The sequence below is a fragment of the Paraliomyxa miuraensis genome (assembly GCF_026337845.1).
Lineage (GTDB): Bacteria > Myxococcota_A > Polyangia > Nannocystales > Nannocystaceae > Paraliomyxa > Paraliomyxa miuraensis.
In genome coordinates, this window is record NZ_JAOVZF010000161.1 from 54,729 (window position 1) to 69,013 (window position 14,285).

The following is a 14,285-nucleotide window of genomic DNA, read 5'->3' on the forward strand; positions in this document are numbered from 1 at the left end:
GCGCCTCTGCGTGAAGTCACATGACCCCCCAATTTCGTCACTGTCGGGCCACCGTGGCCAACCCGTGGGCCAGAGCCCGGTCCATCGGTTGGCCACTCTCGGACCATCGCGCTCGCAAGCCCGCGTGATCCTTCGACCAGGTCACCGGAACAGAAATCGCAAAGCGGTCGGCCTGTTCGATGGCCGACGACGAGGACGAACGACGCCGCAATCCGCATGATCGGTTGGCGCGGCGGATCCTCTCCGATCCCGCGGCTGCGGGAGTGGAGCTACGGCACGTGCTGCCTGCACGACTCGTGGCGCTGCTCGACTTCGACGACATTCGGATCGAGCCCGGCTCGTTCGTGGACCGCGTCCTCGACGAGGGGCGCACGGACGTCCTCTACTCGATCGCCTTCGCCAACGGCGAGCACCGAGCCCTCGTCTACGTGCTGCTCGAGCACCAGTCCCAGCCCGATCCGCTGATGCCGTGGCGAATGCTCGAGTACCTCGTGTGGATCTGGAAACGGTTCCTCGCCAACCAAGGGGACTCGGTCCGCAAGATCCCACTGATCATCCCGGTGGTCCTGGCTCAGTGTGAGAATGGCTGGACCGCACCGTATCGCTTGTCGGAGATGCTGGATCTGCCCGAGGAGCTGAAGGAAGGGTTCGTCAGCCCGGTGGAAGTCACGCTGGTCATCGACGACGTTCGTGATCCCATCGTCCAGGACCAGCAGGCCCGGGACGAGATCCTCACGCTGGTTCGGGTGACCCGGCTGCTCCTGCTGGCCCACCACGAAGGGGACCGGTACACGGAGGAACAGATGCTCGCCATCGCGGACATGCTCACGACGGTGAAGCGCGAGCTGGGCGGGGAGGTCGTCTGTACGCTATGGTTCTACGTGGTCAGCGTGTTCGGACCGGAGTCTCGGTTTCGACGCACGCTGCTGGACGTCATCGACGAGGAGCAGCGAGGGATGCACGACGCAGCGAGGCACAAATGGCTGGCCGAGGGCGGCGAGCAATGGCTCGAAGAGCAGATGAAGCAGCGGAAGGCCGAGCTGCTGGCCGAAGGGCACAAGGCAGGGCACGAGGCAGGGCACAAGGTAGGGCACGAGCAGGGGCGCAGGGAAGGGCGCGCTGCCGCGAAGGCCGAGATGCTCCTCGCACTGCTCGAGCAACGAGGCTTCAGCGTTTCTCCGAAGCTTCGCGAGCGCGTCCTGGCCACGCGCGACGAACTCCAGCTCCAGCGCTGGTTCCAGCGTGCCGTCGCGGCACACTCGGTGGACGAGGTCTTCCAGCGCGTGCCCTGAGTGTGGAGCACGCGGCATGCGCTCCAGCTCAGGCCCCTCCTACGTCACGCCGGCGCGGCGGATCACGCGGGTGAGATCGATGGCCCGCAGCCGCTCGGCATCCCGCGCGGCCTTGCTGGCCTCGGGCCGCTCGGCGTCGTGCAGGTAGTCCTCGGGACGGCAGGTGAGCACCACGATCTGCGCCCGCGCTCCGATCTGCAGCAACAGCTCGCGAAACCATGCGACCCGCTGTGGATCGGTCTGCGCGAGGTGATCATCGAGCACGAGCGCAGTGCCGAGGTGGTCGGCGATCGCCAGCCGCAAGATGGTGGCGAGCTGATCCTGCACGCCCTCGGAGAACCGACCCAGGTCCCGCAGCGCCCCCGCGACCTCGAGACCCTCGGCCTTCAGGTCACGGCCGAGCCGGAGCCCGCCGTAGCGACCGCCCGTGAGCGCGGCGAACCGCTTGTGTACGTCCTCGCCGAGCGCCTCGCCAAGGTGGCGCCCCTCGGCGCTCTCGGCCTCGCGCAGGGTCTGGGTCAGCAGCTTCCATGCCTCGTAGTCGAGCTCGAGGTCGTGCTCGCGCTGCCGCGCGGCCAACAGCGCATCGCGGGTCTGCTGGGCACGCTCGCGGGCGATCGCCCCGCCCACGTGCTTGAGCGCACCACGGAGCTGCTCGTAGTCGGCCTCGGCCTCGCGCATCGCGTGCTGCCGCGTGGTCAGCTCGGCCTCGGCGGCCTCGAGCGCCTCGAGCGTCACGACCGTCTGGGGCTCGGGCAGCGCCCGCAGCTGCTCCTGACAGCGCTCGACCTCGGCCCGCAACGCAGGCTCGTCCACGCGGCTGGCCTGGGCCTCGAGCTGTGCCAACCGACCGCGCGCCTGGGCCTCCGCCTCGCGACGCTCGTCGACCTCGCGCCGAGCCTGAGCCGCCGTCACTCGGCAGCGATCGGCCTCGGCCTGGGCATCGCGCACCAGCATCACCGCCTCGGCTCGCTGGCGTGCACGGGCCTCGTCGTGCTCGGCGAGCTGCTCGTCCACGGTCTCTTGCTCGCCCTCGATCGCGGCGAGGCGATCGAACAACGCATCACGCTCCTCCTCGGGATCGCCCATCGCCAGCAGCGGCTGGAGCTCGGCGTGGACGCGCTCGCGTTCCTCGGCCCGAGCACGCTGATCGCTGGCGAGACTGGCCGCGCGCGCCTTGGCCTTCACATGGCGGTGCTGGGACTCGTCGATGCGAGCCTCGGCATGGGCGCGGCGGTGCTCGAGAGCGGCCTCGTCGTGCTCGCTCGAGCGCTGCTCGAGCGCGTCGCGGTCGAGCCCGGCCAGCGCCTGCTCGCGCGCGTGGAGCACCTGCTCGAGCTGGGGCAGGTCGTCGGCCCGCTGCTGCAGAGCAGCCGCGCGATCGAGCTCGCGCTGCACCTCGTGCCGACGCCGCACGATGGACGCCCGCCGCTCCCGCGCATCGTGCAGCCTGCGCTCCACTGCCGACAGGTCGGGAACGCCGAGCCCGTCCAGCACGGGTGCGACCTCTTCGACCCAGCGACGCTCCACCGCGTCGCGAGCCGCTCGCGCCAGGGGATCGCCGCCTTGCACCTCCAGCTCCACCTCGTCGGCCACCTGTATGCGCAGCCGCTGGCGGGCCTCGACCGACTGCCCCGCCGCCGTGGCCTGGGGCTCGTGCTCATCGCGCCACACCCGGACGGGCACAGAGCCGCGATGCACCACCAGCGACAGACCCACGCCCAGCCGTGCCTCGGCCACGCGACGCTCCTCGGCCAGCGCTCGCCAGGCATCGAGGGTGGCGGGTTCGGGTAGCCGTGCGGCCGCGAGCGCGGCCTCTTCCTGGTCGAGCGCCACCGTTCGTGCGTCGGCGACCGAGCGCAGGCGGGCAACCTCATCGGCCGCTTGCCTGGCGGCATCGACCCGCGCCTTGGCCTCCTGCCAGCGACGCAGCCTCAGCAAGGCATCGTAGAGCCGTCGCTCCGCGTCGGCCTCGCGGCGCGAGGCCTCGGCCTGCGCCGCGGCGTGCTCGGCCGCGGCGAGATCCTGGCCCAGGGCCCGCTGCTCCTCGTCGAGCTGCTCGAGCCGCTCGCGCAGGCGCAGTGCTTCTTCGGCGCGCTGCATGGCCGCATCGGCCCGCTCGCGCTCGGTGCGAAGCTCGAGCCGCCGCGTCTCGAGGGCTTGACGAGTCAGCCGGCTCTGCGCGTCGCCGCCTTCTTCGATCGCACGCACCGCGGCCTCGGCCTGCACGAGCCGCTGCTGCGCCTCGTCGTTGGCCTCGCGCGCGCGCTCGAGCGCGGCCTCGGCCGCGGGCAGCATGCCGAGGTGACGCTCGGCCGCCTGCTGCCACTGGCGCAGCTCGGTGAGCACCGCCCGCCCCTGCTCGAGCGCCTGCGCCGCCTGCTCCTCCTCGGCCTTGGCCCGCATCCGCGCCCGTCCCTGCTCGAACGCGGCGCGAGCCTGCTGCGCCTCCGCCTCGGCCTCGTCGCGCGCCACGATCGCCTCGGTGCGCGCCGCTTCGAGCTGCAAGAGCTGCTCGCGCACCGTGTCGCTGTCGTGCACCCGCGACTCCTCCTCGCGCAGCCGCGACTCGAGCACCTCGATCTCCTGGCGCACGGGGGTCAGCGGCGAGGCCTTGCCCTTCTTGGGCTTGCCCAGCGGGGTGAAGGCCTCGTCGACCTTGCGCTGGGCCTCGTCGAGCACCTCCTTGAAGCGAGGGTCCTGCGCGAGCGCCTGCAAGGCCTCGGTCAGCCGCTCGCGACCGGACTCGCTGGCGTCGGCATCGAGACCCTTGCCCAGCACCGAGCCGGGCACTGCCTGCGGCCCGAGCAGCACGGTGGCGAGGAACGAGCCAGGAAAGCCCCGGGCGCCACGAGCACGCGCCTCGGGCACGCCCCAGCCCAGCAGGTGCCGCAGCTTGGCGTCGACGCCCGGTCCCTTCTCGTCGAGCGAGAAGCGCTCGCCATCGTTGGACCACTCGAGCTCGGCCTGCCCTCCCTTGCCGCCGAACACCTTGCGTACCCGCCAGCGCCGAGGCAGCGCGCCTGAGCCGGGCTCGTCGGGCGCTTCGAACGTCAGGCGCACCTCGGGGGCCGCATCGCGGTGCCAGGGTCGAAACTCCTGGGCCTCACGGTGCCCGCTGGGCAGCAGCAGCGCCGCCCGGATCGCGTGGGCGAGCGTGGACTTGCCCAGATCGTTGGGCCCGTAGAGCACGTTCACGCCCGGACCCAGCTCGATGCGAGCCTCCTCGACGCAGCCGAAGCTGCGCACGCGTAGCGAGAGCAGGCGCATGCTAGCCGGACCTCACCAGGCGATAGAGGTGATAGAGGGCTCGCTGCGCCACCTCGCCGGTCTCACCGGGCTCGCCGGCCTGGGCGCGCAGCCTGGTGGCGGTCTCCACGAGCACCGCAGGCGCGCCTAGTAGCGCATCGCCCAGATCCGAGGCATCGGTGCGCAGCCCGGTGCGATCGACCTGCAGCACCGCCGCATGGCCATGGCTCGACGACGTGCCCCCGAGCACGCGCAGGATCTCCTCGACTTCGTCGCGCTCGGCCGGGCTCACCCGCAGCCGCAGCTGCAGCCGCAGCACCGTGCGCTGCAGGTCCTCGTCCCGCAGCCGCCGCAGCGACGGCATGTCCTCGATCACCCGCTCCTCCCAGGTGAAGCGGGCCACCCGCTCGGAGCGGATGAGCGGCCGACGGCGCCGACGCCCGAAGAACACCAGCGCCACGTTGCCCACGTCGCGCTCGCCGAAGCTCGTGGGCTCGGGTGCACCCGGGTACACGGTGGGCTGCTCGGGCGGGTCGTACACGCGGTGGGCGTGGGTGTCCCCGATCGCGAGGTAGTCGAACCCCCGAACCACTGCAGCGTCGCGCGCGATCGGGAAGTTGGTCTGGTGCTCGGGCATGTCGAACGTGGACCCGTGCACCATGCCGATGCGGATCGACGCATCGCCCTCCTCGCGAGCCGGCAAGGCCATGGCCAGGTCGAGGCCCTCGGCCCGACTGCGGCACGGCCGGGCGTAGAGGGTGGCCTCGGGAGCCAGGGGAAGGGTGAAGTCGTCGCGATCGACCACGTGCACGTGCTCTGGCAGCGCCTGCCGGAACGCGTGCTCGGGGTGGTAGACGGTGCCCGGCCCCAGGAAGTCGTGGTTGCCGGGCAAGAGCACGACCGGACGCCCCGGCCGGGCGTGCCGCCGCAGCTTTTCCGTCAGAGGCCGCCACCACTCCTCGTCGGGGTTGGGATCGTCGAACAGGTCACCCGCGCACAGCACCGCGTCGACCTCGTTGTGCGCGGCCGAGCCGAGGATCGCATCGATCACCGACATGCGCGCGCGCATGAGCTCGAGTCCCACCTCGGTGGGGAAGCTCGGGAACCGCCGGCCCAGGTGCCAGTCGGCGGTGTGCAGCAGCTTGAGCGCCAAGTCGTCCTCCTCCCGTCCTTCGTATTCGGGCCCACTCTGGCCCGCGAGCTTGGTCTCGGTCATGTGATCACGAGCTCCACGTCGAGCACCCGCGTGACACGGGGCACGTTGTAGCGCCGCTGCAGGGCGTTTTCTCGCCAGGTCTCGTAGTCCTCGTCGTCGCGGGCCCGCAGCCGCGAAATCTCGCCGCAGGCCGCCTCGTGCTCTTCCTCCAGCGCGGACAGCTCGGCGTCCGCGCGGTCGCGGGCCGCGGCCCCAGCCGCCCCGTCCCGCCGCCGCCGGGCGTCTTCGATCCGCTCGTGGAGCTCGGCCCGCCGCTGCTCCCACACCAGCACGCGGTCGTCCATGAAGCGCTCGATGCGATCGAGCGCCTCTTCGAGGCGCCCGCGCTCGTGGGGCTCGACGGTGGCCCGATCGAGGAACAGCCGCTCCTCGATCGCATCCTCGAGATCGGCGGCATGGATCCGCAGCGGAGGCCGCAGCGACTCGCGATCGTGGATCGGCGCGTGGGCCAGCAGGTGCTGCGCAACCTCGAGCGGCAGCGCCTCCAGCCGATCCTCGAGCAGCAGCACCGGGCACAGGTTCTCGACCGGCTCGAACCCATCGTACGCGACCATCGAGAGCACCAGGCGACCACGCTGCCCCACGTGCTCCTGCAGCCACGGGTGATCGCAGGCCTCCACGTCCACTACGAATGGATCGCGCGTGGCCATGCGAGCCTCCTGCACCGCCGCGCGCACCAGCGAGTGCCCCAGGTGCAGGCGCTGCCCCGGCGGGCCCTCGTCTTCGAGCGCGGGCGAGCGCGGCCCCACCAGCACCCGCACCCCGCCGCGCAGCCCCTCGGGCAGGGCCGGGTGGGGCTGTAGATCGAAGCACCAGGTGCCCTCGTCCTCGCGCTCGGTCCACTCGACCCCGACTGCGCCGAGGTAGCGCTGCAAGAGCCCCCCCAGCGCTTGATCGAACGCGGCCAGGCCGGAGGGCAGATCGTCCTCGAGCCGAGCAAAGCCGGCGCGCACCGTCTCGTCGAGCCGGCTCTCGATGAGCCCGGCCGTGCGGCGGTAGGTGTCCTCGAACTCGTCGCGCTTGCCCTCGATCTCGCCGCGCAGCGCATCGAGCTCGGCCTCGATCTCGTCGAGGCTGCGCGCGCGCTCGTAGATCCGCTGGAGCTGCGCCTCGAGCTCGAGCCCCAGCGCTCCCGCCAGGGTCTCGGGCCCCAGCGCCCCCGGCTGGTGCAGCACCACGTCGGAGGCATCGAGCACGGTCCCGAACAGATCGAGCTTGCGGCTCAAGATCTCGAACGTCAGCCGCTGCGCCGCGTTGTCGCGATTGAGGAAGTTGATCACGGTGACCCCGCGGGTCTGCCCGTAGCGGTGGCAGCGACCGATCCGCTGCTCGATGCGCTGAGGGTTCCACGGCAGGTCGTAGTTGATCACCGTGTCGCAGAACTGCAAGTTGAGCCCCTTGGCCCCCGCCTCGGTGGCGATGAGCACCCGCGAGCGCGTGGCGAACTCGTGCACGAGCGCCATGCGAATGGCCACGGCCCGGCTGGGGGTCGGTCCGCCGCCACCCCCGTGGCCAGACCGAGCCGGTGCATCGGCCACCTCGTTGGTCCAGCGCCCGAGCGCAGCCTGGACCCGCGGTCCCGCGTTGGTGCCTCGAAACAGCGTGACCTCCTCGTCGCTCACCACCCCGGCCTCGACCAGGCGACGCGCCAGGTAGTCCTGCGTGCTGAGCGACTCGGTGAAGATCACCGCCTTGCCGCTGCCCTCCGGTCGCGACAGCGCCATCCGCAGGGCGATCACCAGCTGCTCGAGCTTGGCATCGGTGGGACAGCCGCGGGCCCGCTCGATGAAGCCACGCACGCGCTCGAGCTCTCGGCGGATCCTGGTGTCGGGTAGGGCGCCAGGCAGGGTGTCGGACGGGGTCTCGGGCCACGCGACGGAGCCTTCGAAGGCATCGCGCTTCCCGCCCTCGGGCCCGCGTTCCTCACCGTCGGCTCCGTCGCTCTCCTCGTCCTCGTCGCCGTTCTCCCCATCGTCCTCCCCATCGTCCTCCATGGCCGCGACGAGTCCGTCCTCGTCCTCGAGGTCGAGCGCGAACTGCTGCGCCTGCGCATCGGCCTCCTGCGGGGGCGCCGACCCGAACAGCGCCAGGGTCTGGTCGTCGCGCCGACGCCCGCTGCCCACCGCCGGCAGCAGCATGCCCTCGAGCCGCTGCGCGACCGACTCCAGGCTGGCCGCGAGCGCCTCGAGCGACGATGCCATGCGGCGGTGGAAGCCCAGCAGCAGCAGCCGTCGCTGCCCGCCCCGAAATGCGCACAGGTCGGGCTCGAGCAGGTAGCGGGTGACGTCGTCGTAGAGCGTTCGCTCCTGCGACCCCATGCTGTACTCGAACAGCCGCGCCTGCCGATCCACGAACGGCCGCTTCATGAACGCCTGGGCCTGGCGTCGCAGCGTCCGCTGGCACACCTTGGCCACGCGCCGTCGCAGCTCGTCGTCCGATCCGTCGCGGAGCCGGCGATCGTCACCCGCACAGAACAAGCTGCGAAACGTGGGCAGATCGCCGAGCAAGGTGCCCGTGGGCTCCACGTACTGCACCAGCCCCCACAGCTCCGTCAGCGAGTTCTGGATCGGCGTGGCGGTGAGCAGCAGCACCGGAGTACCGGCCAGCGCCAGCTTGACCCGCGCCGCCACCCGGGCCTGCCGTCCGCGCGCGCGCCAGCGACCGAAGCGATCGTAGCGCTTGTAGATCCCCGCGAAGATCTCGTGCGCCTCGTCGATCACCGCCAGGTCGAACGGAGCCGCGAGGCGCAGCCGCTCGGCCCCGCGCTCGCTGCCCGCCTGCTCGCGGCCGACGAGGTACACCCCGGGCTCGCGCAGATCGGTGTCGGCCCCGACCTCGATCGTCTCGATCCCGAACAGCGACAGCAGCTCGTCACCCCACTGCCCCATGAGCGGCTTGGGCGTGATGAGCAGGATCCGGCGCGCGCCCTCGACTCGCCGCTGGGCGATCACCAGGCCGGCCTCGATCGTCTTGCCCAGGCCCACCTCGTCGGCCAGGATGCAGCCGCCCTGGGGGATCCGCTGGAGCGCAAAGATCACCGCGTCGATCTGATGCGGGTTGGGGTCGATCCTCCCCGCGCGCTGTGACGCCACGTAGCGCGGGTGCTCGTCGGCCCGCCGCAGGCGAACCAGCGACTCGGCGAGATAGCGCCGACGGATCGGATGGCTCGCCATGGGGGAGGTGACATCGCACGTCGAGACGGATCGGGGAAGGGGCGCGATGGACGAGCCGCCGCCCCCGGCCCGGGGTGTAGGGCCGAGTACGCCGTACCCACCGTGTCCATGAGCTCGTGCGTTCCCGCCCCCGCGCTTTCCGGTAGCATCCTTGCATGGATTCCTTGGACATGCGCAGGTCGAGGCGGTGGCTCCTGCTCGCCTTCGCCCTCGGCGGCTGCATCCCCCCGCTCGTCGCCGTCGAGGACGATGGCGACGGCTCGTCCTCCGACGACTCGAGCACCGGCGACTCGACCATCACCACGACGACCGCCGGACCGACGACCTCCCCGCCGCCCCCCACCACCATCACCACCGTCACCACCATCGATCCCGACACGGGCACGAGCGCCGACACGGACGACTGCGAGTGCCCCCCCGGTCAGATCTGCCTCGCCGGCGTGTGCTTCGACTGCCCCGAGCCGATCTGCGACCACGCCTGCGCCCCCAACGAGAGCTGCGCATGCCCGCCCGGCGACGAGTGCTGCGACCTCGGAACGTGCACGCCGACCGACTGCCCGGCTGACCCGCTGCCAGGCAACTACGACGCATGCCTCGACGCGATGAGCACGCCCAACGATGCGTTCTGCGACGGCGCCCCTTGCGTCACCGACGACGACTCCAATCCCTCCGTGAGCGTGTGCATGGCGTCCGAGTGCGACCTCGCATGCCAGTGCCCGCCCCACCCCGGTACCGGCAATGCCCAGGTCGTCTGCGAGGACGTCACCGGCGAGGGCGTGGGCAATTGCTGGCTCGACTGCCAGAGCGGCGAGACCTGCCCCGACGGCATGGAGTGCTTCGGCGGCTTCATCTGTATCTGGGACCCCGCCAGCGCGCACTCGGCCTACGGCGATTGCATCAACTCGCCCGGCACCTGCCAGCCGGGTGAGAACGCCTGCCTCACCGACGGAGGCGGCGCGCCGACCGGCGGCGCTTGCTCGCTCGCCGGCTGTGCCTCGACCACGGACTGCCCCGCCCCGCCCGCCACCGGCAACGCCCCCGCCACGTGCGCCGACCTCGGGAACGGCAACACCTGCCATCTCGACTGCTCGATGGGCCAGACCTGCCCCGACGGCATGGTCTGTACCGGCGTGGGCATGGGCATGGCCTGTCTTTGGCCCTTCGTCCCGCCGAACTTCACCTGCATCGACGGCGATCTGGGCAGCGCCTTGGGACCGGCCGTGGCCATCGGCACGACCACCGGCGGCGGCAACGACCACTTTCCGTCGTGCACGGGCGGTGGCAACGACGAGGACGTGCAGCTGCGGTGGACCGCACCGGCCGACGGCACCTATACGTTCGACACCATCGGCTCCGACTACGACACGGTCCTCATGATCCATCCGGATTGCGTGGGCCCCGAGCTGGTCTGCAACGACGACACCGTGATGCTGCTGTCGGAGGTCACGCTCGGGATCGCGGGGGGTCAATCGGTGCTGATCGTGATCGACGGCTGGAACCAGTCCGGCAACTACGTGCTCAACATCCAGTGAGCCGGCCCCGACGACGCCGACCCAGAGGACCCGCATGCAAGCGCTTGCCCGGCCAGCCGTGCGAGCGCTTGCGCGACGCAGCAGCTCGTTGCATGCCGAGACCCACGGGGTAGGCCCCCCGTGTGCCCGGACTCACCCAAGGTGCATTCCCACCCACTGGAATGCGGGGCTCTGCGGGGCCTCGGCCCTTGGAAAGCAACGGCCCGGTGGCTTACCCTGGGTCGGATCCGAACGCGGATCAGGCCGCGGACCACGAAGACGAAGAAGGACGAGCTTTCAAGATGGCTAGACTCACCTACACCAAGCCTCTGTTGATCCTCGGCGTGCTGGCCCTGACCGCCTGCCCGGGCGACGACACCACGCTCGAGACCGACAGCGCCTCGTCGGGCGACGAGAGCACCACGGGCAACGGACCCACCACCACGCCACCCACCTCCTCCACCTCCACCACCGACGACACGGTCGACTCGACCTCGACCACCGGCGACGATCCGTGCGCCAACGTGGAGTGCCCCCCGGGCCAGGAGTGCATCGGCGGCTCCTGCTTCACGTGCGGCCTGCCCACCTGCGATTCGGACTGTCCGATGGGCGAGGTCTGCGAGTGCCCGGACGACGACGAGTGCTGCGACGTCGGCATGTGCGTGCCGCTCGACTGCCCGGGTGACGCCCTGCCCGGCAACTACGAGCCGTGCCTGACGGACGGCGTGCCCGACGACACGCCTTGCGACGGCGCGGCCTGCATCGTCGACAACGACGCCAACCCGCAGGCGGGCGTGTGCATGGTGCTGGGCTGCGAGTACAGCTGCCAGTGCCCGCCCCACCCGGGCACCGGCGACGCGGTCGTCACCTGCGAGGACGTCACCGGCGACGACGTGAGCGACTGCTGGATCGACTGTGGCGGCGGCGCGACCTGTCCCGACGGCATGTCCTGCTTCGGCGGCTTCATCTGCATCTGGTCGGACTCGCCCGAGACCCCGCTGTACGGCGACTGCTTCAACGGCTCGCCGATCTGCGCAGACGGTGGCTTCTGCCTCGGTGCCGGACCCGACGGTGCGTTCTGCTCGGGGGCGTGCGGCGACGTGGGCGACTGCCAGCCGCCGCCGGCCACCGGTGACGCAACCATCCAGTGCCTCGACGTGACCATGGACGGCATGCCCGAGTGCTGGCTGGGCTGCATGGGCGGCGAGACCTGTCCCGACGACATGTACTGCTACATGGACTTCATCTGCCTGTGGCCCGAGATCATCCCGCCCGGCGACAATTACGGCGATTGCTTCAACTGGCCCGGCGGGTGCGAGGCGGGCGAGGACGCCTGCATCAACGACAACGGCATGATGCCGATGGCCGGCGCTTGCTCGCAGAGCGGCTGCGCCGACGCCATGGACTGCCCGGCCGCCCCGGCGTCCGGCAACGCCCCGGTCGCCTGCGGAGACCTCGGTGGTGGCAACACCTGCCTCCTCGACTGCAGCATGGGCGAGACCTGCCCCGACGGGATGGCCTGCACCACCGTCGACCTGGGCATGGGCATGAGCACCGACGTCTGCATGTGGCCCGACCACGTCGAGGACTTCACCTGCTCCGACGGCGATCTGGGCAGCGCCGTCGGCATGGCGGTCTCGATGGGCACGACCGTGGGCGCCGGCGACGACTACATCCCGTCGTGCTCGGGTGGCAACGACGAGGACGTCGAGCTGCAGTGGACCGCGCCGGCCGACGGCACCTACACCTTCGACACCGTCGGTTCGAGCATCGACACGATCCTCACCATCTTCCCCGACTGCGTGACCCCCGAGGTCGCCTGCAATGACGACATCAACCCGGCGATGATGAACTTCCAGTCCACCGTCACGCTCGACGTCCCCGCGGGGCAGACCGTGCTGATCGTGATCGACGGCTGGAACGAGTCCGGCAACTACGTCCTCAACATCAACTAGACTTGGGACTCGGGCCCACCGGCCCCACCCTCGACCGGCACCGCACGCGGAACCCAGGTTTCGCGTGCGGTGCGCGTTTTTTCTCGAAACAGCGATCGCCGCTGGGTCCCACTGGCGAATTCAATGGTTTCCGTGACCGCACGGGCTGGCTTACTCTCGGGCGGCTCCGGGGCCGAACATACCGGCCGGAGCTCGAACGAAGACGAAGGGACGAGCTTCAGATGTCTAGACTCACCTACGCGACGCCGCTCTTGGCTGGCGCGCTCCTCATGACCGCCTGCCCAGACGACGCGCCGCCCATCGACACCGAGGCCTCCTCGACGGGCAACGACGAGAGCACCACCGGCGTCGGGCCCACCACCACGCCCCCCACCTCCACCACGATCGATCCCGACTCGAGCTCGGGCGATCCCACCACCGGTGGACCCATGTGCGAGCCAGAGTGCGCGCCAGGGGAGTGCTGCCAGGGCGGCTTCTGCTTCGACGCCCCGCAGCCGAGCTGCAACCCCGGATGCGAGGACACCGAGGTCTGCCAGTGCCCGGAGGGCTCCGATCCCTGCAGCTGCATCGCCGAGTGCGTCTCCTGCGGCACCCCGGCCGCCGACTACGTGTCGTGCCTCGACATGCCCTGCCCCGACGGCGAGGCCTGCATCCTCGACGATCCGATGGATCCCACCTTCGGGGTCTGTGCGCCCCAGGGCTGTGGCGAAGATGCGTGTGCCTGCCCGCTGCCGCCCGGCGGCACCGCCCTCAACGCCTGCGCCGACTTCACGGGCGACGACGGCGGAGGCTCGTGCTACCTCGACTGCTCCGACGGCACCTGCCCCGACGGCATGATCTGCCGCACCCTCAGTGGCAACAGCGCCTGCGTGTGGCCGGGCGAGGGCCTCGAGTCCGACTGCTGCTTCTCCAACGGCACCCCGGGCTGCGACGACATGGCCTGCCAGGACACGGTCTGCGCGGCCGACCCGTTCTGCTGCTCCACCGAGTGGGACCAGATCTGCGCCGACCAGGTACCCGACGCCTGTCCGGGCCTGTGCCCCGAGCCGCCCGAGCCCGGCTACGGCAACTGCGGCCTGGCCAACATCGATTGCGCCATGGTCGAGACCTGCATCGACGACGGCATGATGATGATGGATCCCACCTGGGCGGTGTGCACCCAGGGTGGATGCACCGACGCGGGCGACTGCGGCTCGCTGGTGCCGCCGACCGGTGACGCGCCGGTGGCCTGCGCCGATCCCAGCGGCATGGGCGGGCCCAACACCTGCTACCTCGACTGCTCGGGCGGACAGACCTGCCCCGACGGCATGAGCTGCATCGCCAGCTCGTGGTGCGCATGGCCGCAGGGTCTGACCACGTTCTCCGACGACTTCCAGACCGGCGACCTGTCGGCGGGCTGGACCCTGAACAACGTCGACGGGCTCGCTCCCGACCCGAACGTGGACTTCGTCAACGACGCGTGGGTCGTGGCCGACGTGTTCGCCGCGGGTGAGTTCGAGGCGATCAGCACCTCGTGGTACGCCCCCGCCGGCATGTCCGACGACTGGCTGATCTCGCCGCAGATCATGCTGGGCGCCAACACCCGGCTCTACTGGACCTCGCAGACCATCGACCCCGGCTTCCCCGACACCCTGGAGGTTCGCATCTCCATCGCCGGGACCATGATCGCCGACTTCGAGGCCAACCCGCCGCTGCTCGTGGCCGACCCCGAGCTCGACGTGCCCGTCAACCACTTCGTGGATCTGGCCCCGGCCGGCTACATGAACCAGCCGGTTCACATCGCGTTCCGCAACCTCACGTTCGACGGCTTCCTGCTCACCGTCGACGATGTGGTGGTGGTCGACCTGCCGTAGCCCAGGCGCTCGCGAGCTCGCATCGGAGCCCACCGG

7 protein-coding genes are annotated in these 14,285 nt (G+C 70.7%); 4 read left to right on the plus strand and 3 right to left on the minus strand.

Features of this window, described 5'->3' with window-relative positions:
* Nucleotides 1–179 precede the first annotated feature (179 nt).
* A complete protein-coding gene (locus OEB96_RS35705) occupies nucleotides 180–1,292 on the plus strand; it encodes an Rpn family recombination-promoting nuclease/putative transposase (protein WP_266221345.1) in 1,113 nt (370 codons plus the stop codon).
* Nucleotides 1,293–1,331: 39 nt separating this feature from the next.
* Here OEB96_RS35705 and OEB96_RS35710 read toward each other — a convergent pair whose 3' ends face one another.
* Genes OEB96_RS35710 through OEB96_RS35720 form a run of 3 tightly spaced genes read right to left on the minus strand, consistent with a single transcriptional unit; the run spans nucleotide 1,332 to nucleotide 8,930 of the window.
* Nucleotides 1,332–4,562, minus strand: a complete 3,231-nt coding sequence (locus OEB96_RS35710; RefSeq protein ID WP_266221346.1) for an AAA family ATPase — start codon at nucleotides 4,560–4,562, stop codon at nucleotides 1,332–1,334.
* Nucleotide 4,563: 1 nt separating this feature from the next.
* Complete coding sequence (locus tag OEB96_RS35715; RefSeq protein ID WP_266221347.1) at nucleotides 4,564–5,757, minus strand: metallophosphoesterase family protein; 1,194 nt, start codon at nucleotides 5,755–5,757, stop codon at nucleotides 4,564–4,566.
* Nucleotides 5,754–8,930 carry an SNF2-related protein gene (locus OEB96_RS35720; RefSeq protein WP_266221348.1) on the minus strand — a complete coding sequence of 1,059 codons (3,177 nt, stop codon included), beginning with the start codon at nucleotides 8,928–8,930 and terminating at the stop codon, nucleotides 5,754–5,756. The genes OEB96_RS35715 and OEB96_RS35720 overlap by 4 nt, the downstream gene beginning before the upstream one ends.
* Nucleotides 8,931–9,085: 155 nt before the next feature.
* On the opposite strand from OEB96_RS35720, the gene OEB96_RS35725 reads away from it, so the two are divergent.
* The 3 genes from OEB96_RS35725 to OEB96_RS35735 all read left to right on the plus strand — a co-directional run bounded on the left by OEB96_RS35725 (nucleotide 9,086) and on the right by OEB96_RS35735 (nucleotide 14,249).
* A complete protein-coding gene (locus tag OEB96_RS35725) occupies nucleotides 9,086–10,462 on the plus strand; it encodes a hypothetical protein (RefSeq protein WP_266221349.1) in 1,377 nt (458 codons plus the stop codon).
* Between the two features lie 281 nt (nucleotides 10,463–10,743).
* On the plus strand, nucleotides 10,744–12,396 hold the full coding sequence (locus OEB96_RS35730; RefSeq protein WP_266221350.1) for a hypothetical protein: 1,653 nt from the start codon (nucleotides 10,744–10,746) through the stop codon (nucleotides 12,394–12,396).
* Nucleotides 12,397–12,665: 269 nt separating this feature from the next.
* Complete coding sequence (locus OEB96_RS35735) at nucleotides 12,666–14,249, plus strand: choice-of-anchor J domain-containing protein (protein WP_266221351.1); 1,584 nt, start codon at nucleotides 12,666–12,668, stop codon at nucleotides 14,247–14,249.
* Nucleotides 14,250–14,285: the final 36 nt, after the last annotated feature.

Bases quoted from the DNA above. Each gene is read 5' to 3' on its own strand.
- OEB96_RS35705 (WP_266221345.1), top strand. From the start codon at position 180: ATGGCCGACGACGAGGACGAACGACGCCGCAATCCGCATGATCGGTTG.
- OEB96_RS35725 (WP_266221349.1), top strand. From the start codon at position 9,086: ATGGATTCCTTGGACATGCGCAGGTCGAGGCGGTGGCTCCTGCTCGCC.
- OEB96_RS35710 (WP_266221346.1), bottom strand. From the start codon at position 4,562: ATGCGCCTGCTCTCGCTACGCGTGCGCAGCTTCGGCTGCGTCGAGGAG.
- OEB96_RS35715 (WP_266221347.1), bottom strand. From the start codon at position 5,757: ATGACCGAGACCAAGCTCGCGGGCCAGAGTGGGCCCGAATACGAAGGA.
- OEB96_RS35735 (WP_266221351.1), top strand. From the start codon at position 12,666: ATGACCGCCTGCCCAGACGACGCGCCGCCCATCGACACCGAGGCCTCC.
- OEB96_RS35720 (WP_266221348.1), bottom strand. From the start codon at position 8,930: ATGGCGAGCCATCCGATCCGTCGGCGCTATCTCGCCGAGTCGCTGGTT.
- OEB96_RS35730 (WP_266221350.1), top strand. From the start codon at position 10,744: ATGGCTAGACTCACCTACACCAAGCCTCTGTTGATCCTCGGCGTGCTG.